General features: G+C 66.6%; 18 protein-coding genes. 15 read left to right on the plus strand and 3 right to left on the minus strand.

The window, feature by feature from the left end; genetic code table 11:
- Both J5837_RS12990 and trxB read right to left on the minus strand, forming a co-directional pair.
- Nucleotides 1–597, minus strand: a complete 597-nt coding sequence (locus J5837_RS12990; RefSeq protein ID WP_210537194.1) for a PIN domain-containing protein — start codon at nucleotides 595–597, stop codon at nucleotides 1–3.
- 16 nt (nucleotides 598–613) lie between these two features.
- Nucleotides 614–1,570 carry a thioredoxin-disulfide reductase gene (gene trxB, locus J5837_RS12995; protein ID WP_210537195.1) on the minus strand — a complete coding sequence of 319 codons (957 nt, stop codon included), beginning with the start codon at nucleotides 1,568–1,570 and terminating at the stop codon, nucleotides 614–616.
- A 287-nt stretch (nucleotides 1,571–1,857) separates the two neighbouring features.
- Here trxB and J5837_RS13000 point away from each other — a divergent pair, with 287 nt between their 5' ends.
- From J5837_RS13000 to J5837_RS13045, 10 genes are all read left to right on the plus strand, one after another.
- Nucleotides 1,858–4,224 (plus strand): DNA translocase FtsK, encoded by a 2,367-nt coding sequence (locus tag J5837_RS13000; protein WP_210537196.1) that lies wholly within the window; start codon nucleotides 1,858–1,860, stop codon nucleotides 4,222–4,224.
- A 28-nt stretch (nucleotides 4,225–4,252) separates the two neighbouring features.
- Nucleotides 4,253–4,438, plus strand: coding sequence for a hypothetical protein (locus J5837_RS13005; protein ID WP_210537197.1), 186 nt, complete (start codon nucleotides 4,253–4,255; stop codon nucleotides 4,436–4,438).
- 89 nt (nucleotides 4,439–4,527) lie between these two features.
- Nucleotides 4,528–5,151 (plus strand): outer membrane lipoprotein periplasmic chaperone LolA, encoded by a 624-nt coding sequence (gene lolA, locus J5837_RS13010; RefSeq protein ID WP_210537198.1) that lies wholly within the window; start codon nucleotides 4,528–4,530, stop codon nucleotides 5,149–5,151.
- A 233-nt stretch (nucleotides 5,152–5,384) separates the two neighbouring features.
- A complete protein-coding gene (locus tag J5837_RS13015; protein ID WP_210537568.1) occupies nucleotides 5,385–6,695 on the plus strand; it encodes a replication-associated recombination protein A in 1,311 nt (436 codons plus the stop codon).
- Nucleotides 6,692–7,090 carry a fluoride efflux transporter CrcB gene (gene crcB / locus J5837_RS13020; RefSeq protein ID WP_210537199.1) on the plus strand — a complete coding sequence of 133 codons (399 nt, stop codon included), beginning with the start codon at nucleotides 6,692–6,694 and terminating at the stop codon, nucleotides 7,088–7,090. The genes J5837_RS13015 and crcB overlap by 4 nt, the downstream gene beginning before the upstream one ends.
- A gap of 21 nt (nucleotides 7,091–7,111) precedes the next feature.
- Nucleotides 7,112–7,549, plus strand: coding sequence for a low molecular weight protein-tyrosine-phosphatase (locus tag J5837_RS13025; RefSeq protein ID WP_210537200.1), 438 nt, complete (start codon nucleotides 7,112–7,114; stop codon nucleotides 7,547–7,549).
- A gap of 409 nt (nucleotides 7,550–7,958) precedes the next feature.
- Nucleotides 7,959–9,695 carry a UDP-N-acetylglucosamine 2-epimerase gene (locus J5837_RS13030; protein WP_210537201.1) on the plus strand — a complete coding sequence of 579 codons (1,737 nt, stop codon included), beginning with the start codon at nucleotides 7,959–7,961 and terminating at the stop codon, nucleotides 9,693–9,695.
- A gap of 43 nt (nucleotides 9,696–9,738) precedes the next feature.
- Nucleotides 9,739–11,970, plus strand: a complete 2,232-nt coding sequence (locus J5837_RS13035; protein WP_210537202.1) for a polysaccharide biosynthesis tyrosine autokinase — start codon at nucleotides 9,739–9,741, stop codon at nucleotides 11,968–11,970.
- A gap of 30 nt (nucleotides 11,971–12,000) precedes the next feature.
- Nucleotides 12,001–13,407, plus strand: coding sequence for an asparagine synthase-related protein (locus tag J5837_RS13040; RefSeq protein WP_210537203.1), 1,407 nt, complete (start codon nucleotides 12,001–12,003; stop codon nucleotides 13,405–13,407).
- Nucleotides 13,404–14,420: a right-handed parallel beta-helix repeat-containing protein gene (locus J5837_RS13045; RefSeq protein WP_210537204.1), complete on the plus strand. Its 1,017-nt coding sequence runs from the start codon at nucleotides 13,404–13,406 to the stop codon at nucleotides 14,418–14,420. The genes J5837_RS13040 and J5837_RS13045 overlap by 4 nt, the downstream gene beginning before the upstream one ends.
- On the opposite strand, the gene J5837_RS13050 is transcribed toward J5837_RS13045, so the two are convergent.
- A complete protein-coding gene (locus J5837_RS13050) occupies nucleotides 14,417–15,256 on the minus strand; it encodes a hypothetical protein (protein WP_210537205.1) in 840 nt (279 codons plus the stop codon). The genes J5837_RS13045 and J5837_RS13050 overlap by 4 nt on opposite strands.
- A 308-nt stretch (nucleotides 15,257–15,564) precedes the next feature.
- Here J5837_RS13050 and J5837_RS13055 point away from each other — a divergent pair, with 308 nt between their 5' ends.
- The 5 genes from J5837_RS13055 (at nucleotide 15,565) to J5837_RS13075 (ending at nucleotide 21,548) form a co-directional block, all read left to right on the plus strand.
- A complete protein-coding gene (locus tag J5837_RS13055) occupies nucleotides 15,565–16,752 on the plus strand; it encodes a right-handed parallel beta-helix repeat-containing protein (RefSeq protein ID WP_210537206.1) in 1,188 nt (395 codons plus the stop codon).
- A 346-nt stretch (nucleotides 16,753–17,098) separates the two neighbouring features.
- The gene (locus J5837_RS13060) at nucleotides 17,099–18,406 is read left to right on the plus strand and encodes a lipopolysaccharide biosynthesis protein (protein WP_210537207.1); all 1,308 of its coding nucleotides are present in this window, start codon (nucleotides 17,099–17,101) and stop codon (nucleotides 18,404–18,406) included.
- A 48-nt stretch (nucleotides 18,407–18,454) separates the two neighbouring features.
- Nucleotides 18,455–19,624, plus strand: a complete 1,170-nt coding sequence (locus J5837_RS13065) for a hypothetical protein (protein WP_210537208.1) — start codon at nucleotides 18,455–18,457, stop codon at nucleotides 19,622–19,624.
- Nucleotides 19,621–20,793 carry a glycosyltransferase family 4 protein gene (locus J5837_RS13070; protein ID WP_210537209.1) on the plus strand — a complete coding sequence of 391 codons (1,173 nt, stop codon included), beginning with the start codon at nucleotides 19,621–19,623 and terminating at the stop codon, nucleotides 20,791–20,793. The genes J5837_RS13065 and J5837_RS13070 overlap by 4 nt, the downstream gene beginning before the upstream one ends.
- 2 nt (nucleotides 20,794–20,795) lie before the next feature.
- Entirely contained in the window at nucleotides 20,796–21,548 is a 753-nt protein-coding gene (locus J5837_RS13075) for a YdcF family protein (protein ID WP_210537210.1), read from the plus strand.
- Nucleotides 21,549–21,733 lie beyond the last annotated feature (185 nt).

Consider the following 21,733-nt stretch of genomic DNA (forward strand, 5'->3'; position numbering starts at 1 on the left):
TCAGCTCGGCAAGGTGTAGCGAACCTTGCCTTGATTGACGGCGATGACCTTGCGCCTGACCAGCTCGCCGACGACCCGGTCCAGCGAGGCGTCGTCCAGCTTCTTGCCGAACCATGCGGAAATCATGGTTCGCAAGGTCTTGTCCTTCTGCGGGCGGTTCTTGGGCATGCCCTTGAGCTTCTCGATCACGCCGTCGACCTGTTCGTCCCTGGGCGCCTCGGTCAGGGAGCGGAGGATCGGGATGGCGTCGAGGGTCGCGGACCGCTTGCAGCCGATGCCCTTGTCCTTCAGGTGGGCGATCAGTGGATCGAAGCCGGTGTCCTTCGAGATGATGTGGAAGTACGGATCCGCATCCTCGGCGGCAATGCGCCCGATGTAGTAGGCGATATGGAAATCCAGCGCATTCGGCCCGTTGCCCGAGATGCGCACGTACTCCGCCCGCGAACCCAGCGCCTGCATCGCGGTCACCAGGTCGACCGGCAGCTTCGCCAGGCTGGCGCCGAGGAATACCTTGACCCGGAAATGCTCGGCCTCCAGCAAGGCGAGGTTTTTCGGCTGCACGTTCTCGTAGTCGATCAGGACGTAGTTCGTGCGCATGCCGGGATCCGCCGCGTCAGCCGCCGTTCTTGTCCAGGTACCGTTCCGCATCCAGCGCGGCCATGCAGCCGAAACCCGCCGAGGTGATCGCCTGGCGGTAGACCTGGTCGGCCACGTCGCCGGCGGCGAACACGCCCGGTACCGAGGTCTGGGTGGCGTTGCCGTCCAGGCCGGTTTTGATGGTCAGGTAGCCGTTCTTCATCGCCAGCTGGCCTTCGAACAGCGAGGTGTTCGGGGTGTGGCCGATGGCGACGAAGAAGCCGTGCACGTCGATGTCGCGGGTGGAACCGTCCAGCACCGACTTGACCCGCACGCCGGTCACGCCGGCGTCGTTGCCCAGCACCTCGTCGACCGTGTGGTGCCAGACCGGTTCGATCTTGCCGGCCTCGATCTTGGCAAACAGCTTGTCCTGCATGATCTTCTCGGCGCGCAAGGTGTCGCGGCGGTGCACCAGGTAGACCTTGCGGGCGATGTTGGCCAGGTACAGCGCTTCCTCGACCGCGGTGTTGCCGCCGCCGATCACCGCGACGTCCTGGTCCTTGTAGAAGAATCCGTCGCAGGTCGCGCAGGCGGACACGCCTCGGCCCTTGTAGGTCTCTTCCGATTCGATGCCCAGGTACTTGGCGGTGGCGCCGGTGGCGATGATCAGCGCGTCGGCCGTGTACTCGCCGTTGTCGCCGATCAGCTTGAACGGCCGCTGCGACAGGTCGGCGGTATGGATGTGGTCGAAGATCACCTCGGTATCGAACCGCTCGGCGTGCGCCTGCATCCGTGCCATCAGGTCCGGGCCCATCAGGCCGTGCGCATCGCCCGGCCAGTTGTCCACTTCGGTCGTGGTCATCAGCTGCCCGCCCATCTGCAGGCCGGTGACGACGACGGGCTTCAGGTTGGCGCGGGCGGCGTAGACGGCGGCGGTCCAGCCGGCGGGACCGGAACCCAGGATCAGCAGGCGGCAGTGCTTCGAGGTGGTCATGTAAACTCGGGATCGGGATGGAAAGAAGGCGAAACGCGCATCCGATGCACGTCTCGCCGGTCCGCATAGAGTGGCGGTGAGGGCAGGGCGAATCAAGGCGCGTCGATGGAATGCGCTGGTGCGGCGGCATCGTTTCCGGATGCGCCGATCCTGCTGTCTCGAAGCGCTCGGCGAGCCGATCCATGCCTGCCGGACTTCGAATCGTCGGGATCGCAAAGGCTGCTGAAATTCGCGAAAGATTCGTTTATTATCAACTACTAATGAAATATTCCTAAGGTCTGGTCAAGGTGGCGAAAGAGCTTCCGGAACGCGGCAAGGCGAAAGGCGCCAACGCAACGGCACGCAAGGCGGCCGCGCCGCCGAATCCGCGCCGGCAGAAGCTGTGGCGCGACCTGTCGCTGATCGCGATCGCACCGGTGTTGCTGTACCTGCTGGCCTGCCTTTTTACCTATTCGCCGAACGATCCGGGCTGGTCGCAGGCCGCCGGCAGCGTGCTGACCCCGATCCACAACATCGGCGGCGCCATCGGCGCGTGGATCGCCGACTTCCTGCGCCAGATGTTCGGCTACACCGCCTACGTGCTGCCGCTGCTGCTGGGCGCCATCGCCTGGATCGCGCTGTTCGGCATGGACACCGACGGCGACGGCGAAGCGGACCTCGGTCCTGCGCTGCGTCTGGTCGGCATGGTCGGCTTCCTGATCGCCGCCACCGGCATCCTGCACCTGCGCTTGTACCTGCCGACCGAACACAACGAGGCGCATGCCGGCGGCATCCTCGGCCGGCTGGTCGGCAGTTCGCTGAAGACCGGGCTGGGCGAGTTCGGCGGCGGCCTGTTCCTGCTGGCGTTGTTCCTGATTTCGGTGACCCTGGCCACGGGCCTGTCGTGGTTCGCGGTGATGGAACGCATCGGTGGCTGGGCGTTGAAACTGCCGGCGCTGTTCCGCCGCGGCACCCAGCAGGCCAACGAATGGCAGCAGACCCGGGCGATGCGCGAGGAACGCGAGGAAGTGCGCAGGGCCGACGTGGAGCTGCGCGCCAAGCGCGAACCGGTGAAGATCGAACCGCCGGCGCCGCCGGTGGTGGAAAAGAGCGACCGGGCCAAGCGCGAACAGCAGATCCCGCTGTTCCATGGCACCGGCGGCGACGCTTCCGGCCTGCCGCCGCTGGCCCTGCTTGACGATCCGAAGCCGCAGACCAAGGGTTATTCGGAAGAAACCCTGGAAACGCTGTCGCGGCAGATCGAGTTCAAGCTGAAGGATTTCCGCATCGATGCGCAGGTGGTCGGCGCTTATCCGGGCCCGGTGATCACCCGCTTCGAAATCGAGCCCGCGCCCGGGGTCAAGGTCAGCTCGATCAGCTCGCTGGACAAGGACATCGCCCGCGGGCTCAGCGTGAAGTCGGTGCGCGTGGTCGACGTGATCCCCGGCAAGTCGGTGATCGGCCTGGAAACGCCGAACACCCACCGCGAGATGATCTATCTCAGCGAGCTGCTGCGTTCGAAGGAATACGACAAGTCGGCCAGCCCGCTGACTCTGGCCCTGGGCAAGGACATCGCCGGCCGGCCGACCGTGGCCGACCTGGCGCGCATGCCGCATTTGCTGGTCGCCGGCACCACCGGTTCGGGCAAGTCGGTCGCGGTCAACGCGATGGTGCTGAGCCTGCTGTACAAGGCCACGCCGCAGGACCTGCGCATGCTGATGATCGACCCGAAGATGCTGGAACTCAGCGTCTACCAGGGCATCCCGCACCTGCTGGCGCCGGTCGTCACCGACATGAAGGAAGCCGCCAACGGCCTGCGCTGGTGCGTGGCGGAAATGGAGCGCCGCTACAAGCTGATGAGCGCGGTCGGCGTGCGCAACCTGGCCGGCTTCAACAAGAAGGTCAAGGACGCGCAGGACGCCGGCCAGCCGCTGATGGACCCGCTGTTCAAGCCGAACCCGGACCTGGCCGAAGCGCCGCGTCCGCTGGAACCGCTGCCGTTCATCGTCATCTTCATCGACGAATTCGCCGACATGATGATGATCGTCGGCAAGAAGGTCGAAGAGCTGATCGCGCGCCTGGCGCAGAAGGCCCGCGCCGCTGGCATTCACCTGATCCTGGCCACGCAGCGCCCGTCGGTGGACGTGATCACCGGCCTGATCAAGGCCAACATCCCGACACGCATCGCCTTCCAGGTGTCGAGCAAGATCGACTCGCGCACCATCCTTGACCAGAGCGGGGCTGAATCGCTGCTGGGCAACGGCGACATGCTGTACCTGCCGCCCGGCACCGGCATGCCCGAGCGCATCCATGGCGCCTTCGTCAGCGACGACGAGGTGCATCGGGTCGTCGAGCACATCAAGGCCACCGGCGCGCCGGACTACATCGAAGGCGTGCTCGAGGAAGTGCAGATCATGGGCGACGGCGTGGTGGTCGGCGCGACCGGCCTGCCGGAAGCCGCCAACGCCGACGATCCGGAAGCCGATCCGCTGTACGACGAGGCGGTGAAGATCGTCACCGAAAGCCGTCGTGCGTCGATCTCGGGCGTACAGCGCCGCTTGAAGATCGGCTACAACCGTGCCGCGCGACTGGTCGAGGCGATGGAAGCGGCTGGCGTGGTGTCGCCGCCGGAGCACAATGGCGACCGTACGGTATTGGCGCCACCGCCGCGCTGATTCGATGTCGATAAAGGAGCGTAACCAGATGGAAAGCGCCAAATCATCCGCCACCTTCGAGAAAATCGGCCGCGCCATCGATCAGCGTCCATGGCTGAAGACGGTGCTGATCGCATTGCTGGCCCTGCATGTGGTGGACCTTGCGTATTCCGCCGGGAAGGGCTTCATTCGTGGCTTCATGGACGGAGCGTCGGGCATCGCTTCACCTAGATGAGCCCCGGTGAACTTCAGGAAAGCCCTGAGCGGCGGCCTGTTCAGGTTCCGCCGGGCACACTTTCCGCGAACCTCCAACAGGCAATCCCCATGTTCCGCGCTGCCGTACTGATCGCTTTCGCTATCGCTCCCTTCGCGCCGTCCGCCCACGCCGGTGCACGCGATGAACTCAAGTCGTTCACCAACGGCCTGAAAGGGCTGGACGGGCAGTTCGTCCAGCAGGTGTACGACCGTGGCGGCAAGTTGAAGGAAAGCAGCAACGGCCGCGTCGCGTTGTCCGCGCCCAAGCTGTTCCGCTGGGAATACCGCAAGCCTTACGAACAACTGATCGTCGCCGATGGTCGCAAGGTCTGGATCTATGAGCCCGACCTGCAGCAGGCCACCGTCCGCGACCAGGGCGCGGAAGAGCAGAACAGCCCGCTTGCCGCGTTGTTCGAACCGGCCAAGCTGGACGCCCGCTTCAACGTCAAGGAAGGCGCGGCCGGCGCCGGCCTGCAATGGCTGCTGCTGACCCCGAAGCAGGAGGGCGACGCCGGCTTCCAGAGCGCCAAGCTCGGCTTCGGCAATGGCGGCCTGGCGAAGATGGAAGTCGTCGACGCGGTCGGCCAGCGCACCGAGATTTCCTTCAGCGGCTGGAAGCGCAATCCGTCGTTCGCCGCCGGCACGTTCAAGTACGTCCCCGGCAAGGACATCGACGTGGTCGGCGAGCGCTAGCAAGCTTTCGTGGGAGCGATCTTGGTCGCGAATGCTTTTCTCGCTTTTCGGATGAACGGAAGAAGCCAAGAGCATTCGCGACCAAGGTCGCTCCCACATGAGGCCCCGCATAGCTGCCCACCGGGCAGGAAACGTCTCACCGGCGCGACTCACGACGCTAGAATGCGCACGTGGCCAAGCCCAAGATCCCCCTGATCGAAGAACCCGACCTGTTGACGGTCGACCGCACCGCGATGCGACCGCTGGCCGAGCGCATGCGTCCGCGCACGCTCGACGAAATGGTCGGCCAGCGCCGCCTGCTGGCGCCCGGCAGTGCGCTGCGCCGGGCGGTCGAGGGCGGCCACGTGCATTCGATGGTGCTATGGGGTCCGCCCGGTTGCGGCAAGACCACGCTGGCCCTGCTGCTGGCCAAGTACGCCGATGCCGAATTCCGCGCGATTTCCGCGGTGCTGTCCGGTCTGCCCGAAGTGCGCCAGGTGCTGGCCGAAGCCGCGCAACGCTTCGCCGAAGGCCGGCACACCGTGCTGTTCGTCGACGAAGTGCACCGTTTCAACAAGGCGCAGCAGGATGCGTTCCTCCCGCATATCGAGCGCGGTTCGATCATCTTCGTCGGCGCGACCACCGAAAATCCCTCGTTCGAATTGAACTCGGCCTTGCTGTCGCGCTGTCGCGTGCACGTGATGGAAGCCGTGTCGGCCGACGACATTCGGGTCGCGTTGAAACATGCGCTGGACGACACCGAGCGCGGCCTGGGCGGGCAGGGCATCCGCATCGCCGATGCGCTGCTGGGCGAAATCGCCGGCGCCGCCGATGGCGACGTGCGCCGCGCGCTGACCCTGCTGGAAATCGCCGCCGAACTGGCCGCGGGCGAAGGCGGGGAAATCACCGAGCAGACGCTGGCCCAGGTGCTGGCCGACCGCACGCGCCGCTTCGACAAGGGCGGCGAGCAGTTCTACGACCAGATCTCGGCGTTGCACAAGTCGGTGCGCAGTTCCAACCCCGATGCGGCGCTGTACTGGCTGGCGCGGATGCTCGATGGCGGCTGCGACCCGATCTACCTGGCCCGGCGCATGACCCGGATGGCGGTCGAGGACGTCGGCCTGGCCGATCCACGAGCCTTGCAGATGGCGATCGAGGCCTGGGAGACCTACGACCGCCTCGGCAGTCCCGAAGGCGAACTGGCCTTGGCGCAACTGGTCATCTACCTGGCCAGCACCGCCAAGTCGAACGCCGGCTACGTCGCCTTCGGCGCGGCCAGGCGCGACGTGCGCGAGTACGGCACCCAGGAAGTGCCGATGCACTTGCGCAACGCGCCGACCAAACTGATGAAGGAACTCGGCTACGGCACCGGCTACCAGTACGACCACGATGCCGAAGGCGGCATCGCGCTGGACCAGACCGCGTTTCCCGATGCGATGGGCGAGCGCGTCTACTACCAGCCGGTGGAGCGGGGCATGGAGATCAAGTTGAAGGAAAAACTCGACGCCCTGCGCGCGGCGCGGGCGCAGGCGCGCAGCAACGCGAAGAGGAAGCCGAACCGATGATCACGTTGTGGTGGCAGCAACTCGGGTTGGTGATGGCCGGCGGCGCATTGGGCGCTGCCTTGCGCTTCTGGATGGGCGGTTTCCTCCTGCGCCACCTCGGCAGCGGCTTTCCGTGGGGCACGATGGCCGTCAACCTGATCGGATCGTTCGCCGCCGGCTTCCTGGTCGTCTGGCTCGAAGCGCGCGGGCCGTCCGCGCTGTACTGGCGCGCGTTCCTGATCGTCGGCGTGCTCGGCGCGTTGACCACGTTCTCCGCCCTGATGGTGGAATGCCTGCTGTTCGCGAAGACCGACCGCAACGGCCTGCTGTTCGCGTACCTCGCGACCAGTCTGTTCGCCGGTCTACTCCTGGTCTGGCTGGGCAGCCGCGTCGCGGGCGCGATCCGCCCGATCTGACGGCGTGCCACGGGCGCGATGATGACGCAGCGCATCCTCATCGTATGCAAGGGCAACATCTGCCGCAGTCCGATGGCGGAAATCGCCTTGCGCGAAAAGCTCAAGGGGAACGACAACATCCGTGTCGAATCGGCCGGCCTGGCGGCCATGGTCGGGTATCCGATCGATCCCGCCGCAGCCCGCGTATTGGCGATGCACGGACTCGATGCAAGCACGCACGTCGCGCGCCAGATCGACATCGCGCAGATCAGGGATGCGCACCTGGTGCTGGCCATGGAGCGGCGCCAGCTCGTGGCATTGCAGGGCATGGCGCCATGGACGCGTTCCAAGACCTTCCTGTTGGGCGAATGGAGCGGGCGTTCGGAGATTCCCGACCCCTACGGGAGATCGGACGACATGTTCGATGGCGTGTATTCGATGATCGACAGCGCATTGGATGCGTGGCTGCACCGTCTTTGAAGTGGAGTCGAAATCGGCTCTCGAATTCACCATGTCATCGCATCGGTGAACCTGATTCATGCATCCGCTGATGATGCTGAATGTTCTCCCCCATGTTCAGCATGATTAATTGGCGCCTTCATCGCTCCATCATTTTTCCAAGGCTAGATTCCTCGCCAACGCAGCATGGAATTCGAGGATAGGCCTCCGAGTGTTTTTTCCGGCAAGACGAAGAAAGAAGCATCACGCTGGAACACGCATCGGGAAACAGCCTCTGCTCGTGCGCGCAAGCGCGTATTCCTGCGACCCGGAATGAAGACCGAGGCGAGGAAACATGGTGGATCCAAAACTTGTCGCGGCCAGTGCGATTTCCCTGGCCGTATCCCTTTTCGCAATCTTTTCCCTGCGGCCGATCGCGCGCAGGTTCGGGTTGACCGACAGGCCGGATGCGCGGAAGCAGCACAGTGGACGCATTCCGCTGATCGGCGGCTTGTGTTTTTTTCTCGGGACGCTGGCCGGGCTTTGCTACCTGGGCTACCTGGATAACTTCACCCTGAGCCTGGTGACCGGCAGCGTGCTGATCGTCGCGGTCGGTGCGGTCGACGATTTCCACGATCTCAGCGTGCGTACGCGGCTGGTGGTGGAGATGTGCGTGGTCGGCTGGGTCATCGCGATGACCGGTTACTACGTGGACGGGCTGGGGCCGCTGTTCGGCAGCGGGGAATTCCATCTGGGCTGGCTCGGAATCCCGGTGACGGTGGTGGCGGTGATCGGATTGATCAACGCCTACAACATGCTCGATGGCATCGATGGCCTGGCCGCGGCGATGGCGATGGCGGCGATCGGTTCGGTGCTGCTGATGGGCAACTTCGCCGGCGGTCATCCCGGGGCGCTGTTGTTCCTCGAGGTGCTGTTTGCCGCGCTGATCCCGTATGTCTGCGTCAACCTGGGCTGGCCCGACGGGCGCAAGGTGTTCATGGGCGACGCGGGCAGCACGCTGATCGGTTTCGTGTTGGCCTGGGGACTGATCTACCTGAGCCACGACAGCGTGCGCCGCCTCGCTCCGGTCGACGTGCTGTGGTGCGTGGCGCTTCCGGTCATGGACACGCTGGCGGTGATGTACCGGCGCATACGCCAGGGCAAATCGCCGTTCAAGCCCGATCGCCAGCATTTGCACCACCTGCTGCTGGACGCAGGATTCGCGCCGCGGGCGGCATTGCTGGTGATCGTCGCCGTCGCGGGCCTGTTGACCGCGTTCGGATACGCCTTGCGCGGCGCACCGGGCGTGCTGGGTCTTGTGGCCTTCGTGGCCGTCACCGTCCTGTACATGCTGTGGGGCGAGCGCGCGGTGGCGATGGCGGGCCGGGCCAATGCGCTGCTTTTCACCCCGAAGACCTCGCCCGACACGGCTGGCGCCACCACCACCGGCGACGAGATCGCGCTCGGCGACGACTGGCGTGGTGAAGTGCAGGTGGCTGGCATCAACAGCCACTCGCTGCACCTGCTGCCGGATTCGGGTCGCACGACCCACGGGAATGAGGACGGCGAGACGACGCGGATGCGGATGCTGTGCGTGGCGCCTTCGGCCGGCGACGCCATCGCCATCGCATCGATCATGCACAACATGGTCGACGACGACCGGTTCGAGCCGGCGCTGTGCGCCGAGCGTGCCGCCGAACCGGTGCTGGAAGCGCTGGACCTGCACGCGGATTTCAACCTGCGGCAGTCGTCGGGCGAGGTGACCGCATCGTCACTGCACGGAATGGAGCGCCTGCTGGGCGCGGCCAGGCCGGACGCGGTGCTGGTGCCGGTCAATTCGCCCGCCGCGGTGGCGACCAGCCTGGCTGCGCGCGCCTGCGACATCCCGGTGGTGTGCATCGGCGAGGAACCGCGCACCGAGGCCTCGGCGACGCACGACATCGCCGACGCGGGGCGCCGGATCGTGCGCACGCTGGCCGCCCTGCACGTGACTTCCAGCGAGTCCACCGGCCGCGAACTGATCGCCGCCGGCGTGCCCGCCGAACGCGTGCTGGTGGCGCGCGACGACGAACAGGTGCTGGAGGCCCTGAGCGAACTCGGTTCGGCGCAAGCCGCCTCCTCATCGCCAGCCGGCCTGGCGGACCGCGACGACGCCGATCCCGACCAGGCCCTGCGCAAGGCGTCCTGATGCGTCCGCGCAAGGCATGCAAGCAATACGAGAGGTGATATCCATGAGCCGCCGCATTCCGATCTACGACGACCCGCGCATCCATCCGGTGCCGGTACGCGACGACGACGTCGACCTGCCCGGGCTGGTCGGCACCCTGCTCGAACACAAGCGCCTGGTCCTGTTCGGCACCCTGGCGTTCCTGCTGGCCAGCATCGCCTACGTGATGATCGCGACGCCGCGCTACGAAGCCAACGCGGTGATCCAGGTCGAGAACCGCACGCCCGGCGTGCCCGGCGTCGACGAGGAAGCCGCGTTGCCCGCCGCGCCGACAGGAGATGCCGCCTCGACCGAGATCCAGCTGATGGGTTCCCGCCACGTGTTCGGCGAAGCGGTGAAGAAGCTGGGGCTGGATATCGAAATAGAACCGGCGCGTTTCCCGCTGGTCGGCGACTACTTCGCGCGCCGTTTCCAGAGCCTGCACCCCGGAGCGCTGGCTTCGCCGTGGCGTGGATTCAGTCGTTATGGCTGGGGCGGCGAATCGCTGGAAGTCGCCCGGCTGGACGTGCCGCAGGCGCTGTACGACGTGCCGCTGCAGTTGGTCGCGGGCGAGGGCGGCCGCTACGTGCTCGCGGACGACGCCGGACGCGTGCTGGTGGAAGGCCGCGTCGGCCAGCCGGTCAAGGCCAACGGCATCGCGATGCAGGTCAAATCGATGAAGGCCAATCCGGGCATGCGCTTCGGCGTGACCCGCCGCGACGACGTGTCGCTGGTCGACCAGCTCAAGCGCGACATCGAAGTGTCCGAACAGGGCAGGAGCTCCGGCGTCATCGCCCTGTCGTACGCCAGCCCGGATCCGGTGCGCGCGCGCCGCCTGCTGGACGAAGTCACCCAGGCCTACGTGCGCCAGAACGTTGACCGCAATTCGGCCGAGGCGGCCAAGCGGCTCGAGTTCGTCACCGCGCAGTTGCCGAAGGTGCGCGACGAACTGGCCAAGGCCCAGGCGGCGCTGCGCGACTTCCAGGCCAACACCCAGACCATGGACGTGGCCACCCAGAACAAGGCCTTGCTCGACCAGGCGCTGGCGCTGGATTCGGGACTGAACCAGTTGCGCATCCAGGCGACCGAAGTCACCGGACGCTTCACCCCGCAGCATCCGACCTACCAGGCCTTGCAGCGGCAGATCAGCCAGTTCCAGCGCGACAAGGCTTCCTTGCAGTCGCGCATCCGCCAGTTGCCGGATGCCGAACAGGGCCTGTTCCGCCTGAACAGCGACGTGCAGATCACCAGCCAGACCTACGCCAACCTGCTCGACCAGGCGCAGCGGCTGAACATCGCCGCCGCCAGCGCGGTGGGCAATGCGCGCATCATCGATCCGGCCGCAGTCAACCTCGACCAGCCGGCCTGGCCGAAACCGCTGCCGACCGTGGCCATCGGCACCGCGCTGGGCGCCATGCTGATGGTCGCGTTCGTGCTGCTGCGGCAGATGTTCCGGCGCGGCATCGAGGACCCGGCCGACATCGAAATGCTCGGCCTGCCGGTATACGCCTCGATTCCGCACAGTTCGCGCGGGCGCGAACTGACCGAAGACGGCGCGCGCCGCGGCCTGGGCCGCAAGCGCCTGCTCGCCTTGCGCGCGCCGACCGACCTGGCGATGGAAGCGGTGCGGGCGCTGCGCACCAGCCTGCATTTCACCCGCATGCGCAACGGCAACAACCTGCTGATGATCGCCGCGCCGAGCCCGGCGGTCGGCAAGACCTTCGTCTGCGCCAACCTGGCCATGTCCATCGCCCAGGCCGGCCAGCGGGTGCTGCTGGTCGACGCGGACATGCGTCGCGGCTCGCTGCACCATGCCCTGGGCATGCGTTGCGGCGAGGGCCTGTCCGAACTGCTGTCGGGGCGTATCGATGCCGCCGAAGCGATCCGTCCGGTCAAGGGCGCGGACGGCCTGTTCTTCATCTCGCGCGGCGCGGTGCCGTCGAATCCTTCGGAGTTGCTGATGCGCAACCGCTTCGCCGACGTGCTCGGCCAGTTGTCCTCGCGCTACGACGCGGTGGTGATCGACACGCCGCCGGTGTTGGCGGTGACCGATGCGGCGTTGATCGGGCAGAACGTCGGCACCTGCCTGATGGTGGTGCGCTGGGGCCTGAACCGCCAGCGCGAGATCGTGCTGGCCAAGCGGCGGCTGGAGCAGAACGGAGTCGAGGTCGACGGCGCGATCTTCAACGGCGTCGAGAACCGCGGCGCAGGGCAGTACGCCTACAGCCACTACGAATACGTTCCGATGCGCTCGTAAGCGCGGGAGGCATGCGCCATGCAGATGACGATGTCCCCCTATTACGCGGAGCCGGACTTCGCCGCGTTGCGGCCGGTCCGGCGGCACATCGACCGGGTATCGGTCGCCGACCTGCTGCGCAACGCTTTCGTGTTCCCGCCGCATTCGATCTACGACGAGGTCAAGCTGGTGACCTTCGGCTTCGATCCGTCCCAGGACATGCTGGCCGAGCCGGAGTTCCGCTTCAAGTTCCGCAACGCCGGCGAGGTGCCGGAGTCGGTCGGGCGCGAGCAGGACTGGGTCGCGATCTACCATCGGATGCTGTGCGAAGCGGTGCAGCGCAGCTGCGCGAAGATGCGCGCGCCGTGGTTGCTGCAGAGCGGAGGCAAGGATTCCACCACGCTGGCGATCGCCTGCGCCGACGCCCGGCCAGACACCACGTGCATCACCTACCTGGGCGGGCGCGAGGAGAACGAACTGGAAAGCGCGGCGCAGGTCGCCAGCACCCTGGGCCTGCGCCACGAGGCGTTGGTCTGCGATCCGGGCCGCGCCTTCGACCGCTACCTGGCGGCGGTGCCGCGCATGCCGTTGCTGACCGCCGATTTCGCCCTGCTTTCGTATTTCGACCTCGCTACCGAGATCGCCGCCGCCGGCGGCGACGGGGTGATCGACGGCATGGGTGCGGACAGCTATTTCGGTACCCCGATGGAGCTGAAGCATCGCCTGCTGCGCTGGATGGCGCGCGACCTGCCGCTGCCGCACTGGCTGGCGGGCTTGCCGCTGGTGGAACGCAGCTTCCGCCTCTGTTTCCTGCTGGGCAGCCTGCGCATGTGCGCGGTCGAGCGGGTGTTTCCCGGCTCGCGCTTCGCCGACGGCGAAGTGGACGAGTTGTTCGGCGAGCCGATGTCGGCGCGGTCGCGCGAGCGGCTGCAGCTGTTCAAGCGCGAGATCGGCACCGCGACCAGCGCCTGGGAATGGCGCGACATGTCGATGTCCATCGCCGGCTCCGCAGGCGCCTTCGCCAAGGGCCTTTACACCGCGGAAGCGATGTCGATGCGGGCCGCATACCCGCTTTGCGACTATGCGCTGCGCGAGTGGATCCATCACCACGTGCCGCGCGAACAGAAGGTCGACCCGGCCACCGGCACCAACAAGGTGTTGATCCGCCGCCACATCGCCACCCACTTCGGCGAGCTGCCTTACGTGCGCGGCAAGGGCAGCTTCCGCTTCGACGTGCGCGGCCTGGCCGCGCAGCGTTTCGACCAGGTCCGCGAATACGCACGCCTGGCGGGCGACCTGTTGCCCGGCGCGGTGCCATGGCTGGACCGCAATCGCCGCCGTTTCGACAACAAATATCACGCCTCCAAGTTCTACCTGCTCGCGGTGGTGCTGCCATGGTTGGCCCACCATCGCGAAGAGAACGCGGTGGAGCAGCCTGCACAGGCGGAAGCGGCATGAGCACGGATACGGATGCCGAAAGTGCGGCGGAGTCGCGCCGTACCTTCGTGGGCGGCCTGCTCATGCTGGGTTTCGTCGCTGCCACAGGCTTCCCGTTGGCGCGGGCGTCCTCTGCCGAGGCGTCACGCGCACGCGGCAGTGCGCGGATCGACGTCCGCGATCACGGGGCGAGGGGCGACGGCGTCCACGACGACACCGCGGCGTTCCAGGCTGCGGTCGACGCGCTGCCGAGTGCGGGCGGTACCGTGGAGGTTGCTGCAGGCGATTACCTGATCGACCCGACCCGCAGCGTCCGCCTGCGCAGCCGCATGCATCTTGCGTTGGCGGCAGGCGCCACCTTGCGCGCCATGCCCAATGCCAAGCCGAAAACGAACGTGCTGCTCGGCGAGCGCCTGCAGGACCTGGAGATCTCGGGTGGCCGCATCATCGGCGAACGCGATGCGCACCTGGGTACGGAAGGCGAGTGGGGGCACGGCATCCGCCTGCGCGCCTGCCAGCGGGTCACCCTGCGCGACATCCGGATTTCCCGCTGCTGGGGCGATGGCATTTCCGCCGGCGGCTACATGTCCCGCGGACGCTGGTCGCAACCGGGCAGCGACCTGCTGCTGGTCGGGGTGGTGTGCGAAGGCAATCGGCGCCAGGGCTTGACCCTGGGCAGCTATCGTGGCGTGCGCGTGCGCGATTGCCGGTTCAACGGCAACGGCGGCACCGCCCCCGGCGCGGGTATCGACATCGAACCCGATGCCGACGTCGCGCGGGATATCGTGATCGAGGACTGCGAAGCCAGCGGCAACCGCGGCGCAGGCATCCAGCTGTACAAGCGAGCGGCCGCGGTCACGATCCGGAACTGCACGATCGAGCGCAATGGCGGTCCGGGCATTCTCGCCTTCGCCGCGCTGGACTCCGAGTTCAACGGCAACCGCCTCCAGGGCAACGGCGGCCGCGGCGTGGCCGTTCGTGCCGGTTCGCGCAACATCCGCGTGGACGGCAATCCCGTCGCGTCCTCCCGCTAGCCCGCTCGCGACGGGGAACGCTCGGCGCCGCCGCCGAGGCGCCGCAGGATCGCCTTGGCCGGGGCTTTCGCCGGCCGCACGAGCGCGCGGTAGAACATGCCCTTGATGCGGTTCCTGCGCGGGATGCGCCAGCCGAAACCTTCGTCCACTGCGTAAAGGCACGGGTTGCAGCAACCGCATGGCACGCCGTCGTTGCGCGGCTTGTGGCAGAAGCAGGTCAGGTCCAGCAGGTCCAGCCAGCCGTGGTCGGCCGCGATCCGCGCGGTGCCCAGCTTGTCCAGTTCGAATAGCGGGAACGAGAAAGCGCCGAACAGGAGGTGCTGCGGCGTGCCGCGGTGCTCCGGTCCCACGCGGTAGCTGTCGTGGTCGCCATCGCGGAACGAAGTGACGAACGCATGCAACGCGGCATGGATGCGGCCACCGACGTAACCCGCGGCGAGCTCGGCGCGTTCGATGCCTTGCTGTTTGCAGAACCTGGCCAGCCAGTCGTACTGGTTGCCCAGGAAGCGCTCGGACGCCAGGGCTGCATGGGCCGCGGTGATCTCGGGATCGGGGGCGATTTCCGCGACGTCGTGGCGGCGGAGCGGCGCCAGCAGGGAACGCGTTTGCGGATGTTCCTGGAACAGGCGTTCGCGGATGCGCTGCATGGCGAGCAGCTCGTTGCGGGACGAGGCACGGGTCTCGTCGACCAGGTACCACGGCACGACCTTGCGCCTGTGCAGCAGCAACAGTTGCAGCAGGCGGAAACTCGAATCCCAGCCGCCGGTCCACAACAGGTTCACCGGCGCGAACGACGCCGGGTCGTCACTCCCGGCCATGCGGTCCGCGTCAAGCATGCAGATCAATGCTCCATCCATTCGATCAGGAGCACCATGGCACGGGAGGCGAGAACGGGGGATGAAAAATCCGCGGGTGCGCGCACGCTCCCGCCGCGCGGTCATGTACTTGAATGCGCCTGCACCAAACTGACTTCGCGACGTTCACGCGAGTGAATAGGATGCGAAGTCACAGTTATGGAAATCCGTTCTGTACATGGCGCGATATTCGGATACGTTTCGTCCTGCATTGGCGCGTGACTTCGTGCCTGCGTCGTACGCATCAGAAATTTTGTAACCAGAACAGAAACACCTCGGGGATTCCCTACATGAAAAACATCGAAACCGCTCGCGCGGTGCGCGAGCCTGGGATGGCGCGTCGCGATTTCCTGTGCAAGTCGATGGCCATTGCGGTGCCCGCCACCCTGGCCGGCTTCGCCAAGCCACTGTTCGCGGCCGTCACCAGCGAGGGCGTGGCCGTATCCACCTACACTTTGCCGACCCTGGCGCGTAGCGGCACCGTGCTCAACGTGCGCGACTACGGCGCGCTCGGCGATGGCAATTCCAACGACACGGCCGCGATCCAGCGGGCGATCAATGCGCTGCCTTCGACCGGCGGTACCGTCGACATTCCGGGCGGTACCTACCTGATCGACGCGGTGACCTCGGTGCGCCTGCGCAGCAACATGCACCTGCGGCTGGCGTCGGACGCGGTGCTGGTCGCCATCCCGAATAGCGCCGAGCAGTACAGCGTGCTGTACGCGAGCAAGCAGCACGACGTGGAGATTTCCGGCGGCCGCATCATCGGTGAACGCGATGGTCATAACGGCACCACCGGCGAGTGGGGTCGCGGCGTCTTCATCCGCGGTTCCAGCAACGTGATCGTGCGTGACATGCACATCTCCAACTGCTGGGGCGACGGCCTCGTGGTCGCCGGCGCCAGCGTGTGGCAGGCGCCGCCGGTACCTGCTTCCAATGTCGTCGTCGCCAATGTCGTCAGCACCGGCAACCGCCGCCAGGCCATGTCGGTCGGCTACGTGCGCGGGGTGAAGGTCTACGATTCCGAGTTCAGCTACAGCCACGGTACCTCGCCGCAATGCGGCGTCGACATCGAGCCGGAGAACGGCAACATCGCCTACCAAGTGCTGTTCCGGAACTGCTGGGTGCATGGCAACGCCCGCTACGGCATGTTGCTGTACAAGGGGTCCAAGAGCGTCACCGTGGACCGCTGCACCGTCGAGAACAACGGCAGTTGCGGCATCGTCACCCGCAACGCGGTGGCGAGCTACATCTCCAACAACACCATCCGCAACAACTCGGCGACCGGCGTATTCATCCAGGATGGAACCAGCAACTGCCAGGTCAGCCGCAACATCTTCTCCGGCAACTACAGCCGCCAGGGCGTGCTGACGCGCACCGCCTTCACCCTGGATGGGTGGAGTTCGAAGATCGAGCGCGACATCTACATTTACAGCGCCACGACCGACATCCGGATCACGACGAACTACTATCGTTGAGGGGTATGACCGCGCACGGTTGCCGAGACCGTGCGCGCTCCCGAACCTGTCCAATTCAGGTTCGGGTTAGACATGGACGCGGCCGATGCGCCGCTTTGCCCGAATGAGTAAAGCGGCGGTGACGAGGCGGTGAAAAGCGGGTAAGACCCGCGTCATCTCGCTTCAGGCTTGTATACGCTCGTTCAGTGCGTGCGAAGCGCATCCGGATAATCGTGCGACGACTGCGACAGCTCGCTGCTTCGGAGGAAGCGGGAGACGCAGCCGAAGTCTTGTCGCCCGAGAGTCCGATGATGTTCGCCAGTCTCCCCCAGCAAGCGAAGCACGTCATGGCGGGGAGGCGCCGCCGATGAACGCCTCGATGGCACTGCCCGCGTTGCGCCGCGCGGCGATGACCGTGTCGATGCTCGGTGTCGCCACCGTCGTCGGCGCGTTGATGGTGTTCCTCACCCAGACCTTGCTCGCGCGCAAGATGGGGCCCGATGCCTATGGATTGTTCGCTTCGTCTTTGGCGACGGTGACGATGATCGCGCCGCTGGCCGGCTTCGGCCTGACCCAGTTCCGCCTGAAGGCGTATGGCGTCGAAGGCTGGGCGGCAGATCGCTGGCTGGTGCCGTCGCTGCGCTTCACCCTGGCGACGACCGTACTGGCGATAGGCATCGTCGTGGCCTGGGCATTGCTGGCCGCGCCGCGCGATGGCACGCGCTTCAGCCTGCTGGTGCTGACCCCGGTGATCCTCAGCGTGCTGACGGTAAACCTGGCCAGCAACAAGTTCCGGCTGGAAGACCGCTTCGCGCGGATGGCCTTGAACCAGTTGGCGATTCCGGGCAGCCGGCTGCTGGTGGCCATCGGCCTGTTGCTGGTGCCGCAGCTCGGCTGGCGCTTCGTCGCCATCGCCTACGGGTCGATTTCCCTGCTGATGGCGTTGTCGGCGGTGCCGCAGATACGCGCGATGTTCCGCGGCGAGATCGCCTTGAAGGGACACGGGCCAAGACCCGAGGCGATCGAACATGGCGTGCGCCCCGGCATGGGCGATGTGTGGTCGCAGGCCTGGGCCTACGGCGTGTATGCGGCGCTGTATCCGGTGTTCTTCCAGATCAGCACGATCCTGCTGAAGTACTTCCAGAGCGATGCGCATGCCGGCAGGTATGCGATCGCGCTGGCGGTGATGACCGCGATCTACCTGATCCCGGCGACGATCTACCAGAAGTTCCTGCAGGGCAAGCTGCACCGCTGGGCCGCGCACGACAAACCCAAATTCCGTTTCGCCTATCGCAAGGGCAATGCCGGCATGTTCGTGCTGGGACTGCTGGTGAGCGCCGCGATGCTGGCGTTGAGCCCGTGGCTGGTGCCGCTGGCGTTCGGAGAGCGCTATAGCGGGGTCGTGGCCATCCTGATGGTGCTGGCGATCTGTCCGCCGGTCCGCTTCCTTTCCACCGCGATGGGCGCCGCGCTGATGACCGGCGACCACATGCGCCTGCGCGTCCACGCGATGACGATGGCGACGGTCGTCGCCGTGATCGGCAACGTCCTGTTGATCCCGCTGTTCTCCGAAATGGGCGCAGCCTGGGCGACGGTGGTGGCGGAAGCCGCGCTGTTGTTCGGCACCTGGCGGGGCGTGCGCAAGCTGCACCCGGAGTTGACCCATGGCCCGTGATCCGCGCCGGCATCGCGCGGGGAACCGCGCACCACGGAGGTTCGAACGATGATCGCATCCGCACAATACCGTTTCGCGCCGCGGTCGCTGGCCATCGAGGGCGCACCGCTCGGTCGGCTCCTCGTGCTGGCGATCTTCGCCGGCTGGACACTGTTTTCCGTCTTCGTCTACAGCCGCTACAGCATGCTCGGCGATGCCCAGGCCTACCTGGAAGGCGGCTATGGCGAATCGTCGTTTACCCAGGGCCGCACCCTGCTGATCACGCGCATCGCCGGCGGCCTGCGCTCGGTGCTGGGCATGGACGTGCTGGTGCATCTCGCATTCTCGATGTTCGCCGCCGCCGGCGTCTGCTACCTGGCCTCCGGCGCGGATTTGCGCGGACGCCAGCGTTGGCCGTTGTTGCTGATCCTGTTGAACCCGAACTTCGGCGTGTGGGCCTCGGTGACCGGTCGTGAATCGCTGTTCGTCGGCATGATGGGCTTCTTCATGGGCGCGGTGCTCGGGCATTACCGGCGCCGGCGCGGCGCTGGCGCCATGCTGCTGGCGGCCCTGGCGGTGGCGGGAATGGTGTACCTGCGCGCGCCGTTCGGCCTCGGCGCAGCCTTGTTCTTCGTGGTCTACCTGATGTTCGCCTGGGGGCCGCGGCTGCGCCTCAGCGTCGGCGTGCGCGCCCTGTTCTTCATCCTGCTCGCCGCGTTGACGCTGTACGTGACGTGGCCGCAGATCGACGCCTTCATCGGCGAGGAAGTGCTGCCGCAGGCCAGGAGCTACTTCACGGTGACCTCGGCGACCACGCGGACCTGGGTCGACCTTCGCGACACCGGCGACCTGCTGGCCAACGTGTGGTGGATGGCGCCCTTGGCGTTGGTCGGGCCGACGCCGATGGAAGTGCTTTCTCGGCCGATCATGCTGCCGTTCTTCGCCGCCGGGCTGATCGTGCTCGGCTTGCTGCTGCGCGCCGCCTACACCGCGTTGTTCAAGCTGCACGAGCCGCCGCGCGCCGTAGTGCTGCTGGGCTGGCTGCCGGCAACGGTGATGATGCTGGTGGCGTATACGCCGTTCGGCATCTACAACCCCGGCAGCGGCATCCGCTATGCGTCCTGCTTCCTGCTGTTCCTGATCCTTCCCTTGCTGCTGCCGTCGGCACGATTCGCAACCATCGGGCAGGGCAGGGCCGGGGATGCCGTGCACGGTGGCATGGCGGAGGGCGTTCGATGAAGATCGTGCTGTTCGCCAACACCGACTGGTACCTGTACAACTTCCGCCTGTCGACCGCGCAGCAACTGCAATCGCTGGGCGCGGAGGTGGTGATGGTGTCGCCGCCCGGCGATTTCGGCGCCCGTTTCGCGGATCATGGCATCCAGTGGCGGACGCTGCCGATGCAACGCAGCAGCCTCAATCCGTTGCGCGAGGCGTGGGTATTGCGGGCGCTCGCACGCTTGCTGGCAGCGGAGAAACCCGACCTGCTGCACAGCTTCACCGCCAAATGCGCGGTGTACGGTGCGCTAGCCGGGCGCATCGCCGGTGTACCTGCGATGGTCAATGCAGTGGCCGGGATGGGCTACGTGTTCGCCAGCGAAAGCCTGAAGGCGCGCGTGCTTCGGCCCCTGGTCGGCGCGTTGATGCGCGGCAGCCTGGGCCATGGCAATTCCCGGGTCATCCTGCAGAACCCGGACGACGCGGACCTGTTCACCGAACTGCGACTGGCGCCGGCGGAAAAGATCCGGGTGATCCGTAGCTCCGGCGTCGACATCACCCGGTTCAGTCCTGCGCCGCGCGCACCGGCGACGCGACCGATGTGCGTGCTGCTGGCGGCGCGGCTGTTGCGGGAAAAGGGCGTTGGCGAGTTCGCCGAAGCCGCCCTGATGCTGAAACGGCAGGGGCGGCAGATCGACTTCCTGCTCGCCGGCACGCCCGATCCGGGCAATCCGAGTTCGGTGCAGCGCGAAGAGGTCGAAGAGTGGCAGCGCCAGGGCGCCCTGCGCTGGCTCGGCCACGTCGAAGACATGCCTGCGTTGATGCGCCGGGTCGACGTGATGGCGTTGCCGAGCTACTACCGCGAAGGCGTGCCGAAGAGCCTGATCGAAGGCGCGGCTAGCGGCCTGGCGCTGGTGACCACCGATCTTCCGGGGTGTCGCGAAGTCGTCGCCGAAGACGGCGTCGACGGCCTGCACGTGCAACCGCGCAGCGCGTCGTCGCTGGCCGCGGCGCTGGCGCGGCTGGACGACGATCGCGAGTTGCTGTTGCGCCTGGGCGACCGCGCGCGCCAGCAGGCGCTGCAGCACTTCGACCTGCGCGGCGTGATCCGCCAGACCCTCGAGGTCTACGACGAATTGCTCCCGGTGCCGTTGCCGGGCGATTGGCAGAAGTGCCTGCAGGTTTCCTGAGCATGCCGAATTCGATCGAGGATCTCGTCGTTGCGCTGACCTATCCGCCGACCCTGTCGCTGTGGCTGGCGTTGGCCGCGCTTGTGTTGATCGTGGTGCGGCGACGCAGGCTCGGCGCCGCGCTGCTCGCATTGGGCGTGGCGTGGTCGGCGGTGTGGTCGGTGCCGATCGCTTCGGATGCGCTGCGCGGCTTGCTGGAACGTCGTTACCCGACGGTCGCCGATGCCGCGAGCCTGCCCACGGCGGATGCCATCGTGGTGCTCGGCGGCGGCCATTACGGATGGCTGGATCGTCCCGAAGTCGATGCGCAGGCGCTGAAGTACAGCCGCGTCGCCGCCGGCGCGCGCGCTTGGTGGGCGCGCCGAGCGCCGCTGGTGATCCTCTCCGGTGGCGGCGGAGGCGGGAAGGGCAGTGAAGCGCGCCGCATGGCCGATGCGATGGAACGGCTCGGCGTGCCCGCTTCGGTACTGCTGCTGGAAGAGAACAGCCGCGATACGCGCGACAACGCGGAATACACCGCGGAGATCGCGCGCCGGCACGGCTTGCGACGCCTGCTGCTGGTCACTTCGTCGCTGCACATGCCGCGAGCCAACCTTCTGTTCCGCGAAGCCGGGATCGAAGTGGTCCCGGTGCCGGTACCGGAAGGCGCGCCGTTGTGCGGCTGGAAACAACGCTGGGTGCCGTCGCGCGGCGCGTTGTGGCGCAGCGGGCGCGCGTGGAAGGAACTCGCCGGGCTGCTGGCCGCGCGGTTATGAAGATGAACCTTGCGCATACGCGACGTGTTCATCCGCGAGCAAAGTTGCGCGATGCATTTCACGCGGAGCACGCACCGCGAAAACTAGGCTCGACAGCACCGCCGTGCACCACCGTCGGCGAACGCAATGCATCGCATTGCCGCAATCCTTTCGTTCACGCCGCCCGCAAGGAGGGCACACGATGA

Source organism: Pseudoxanthomonas helianthi (genome assembly GCF_017939625.1).
GTDB lineage: Bacteria > Pseudomonadota > Gammaproteobacteria > Xanthomonadales > Xanthomonadaceae > Pseudoxanthomonas_A > Pseudoxanthomonas_A helianthi.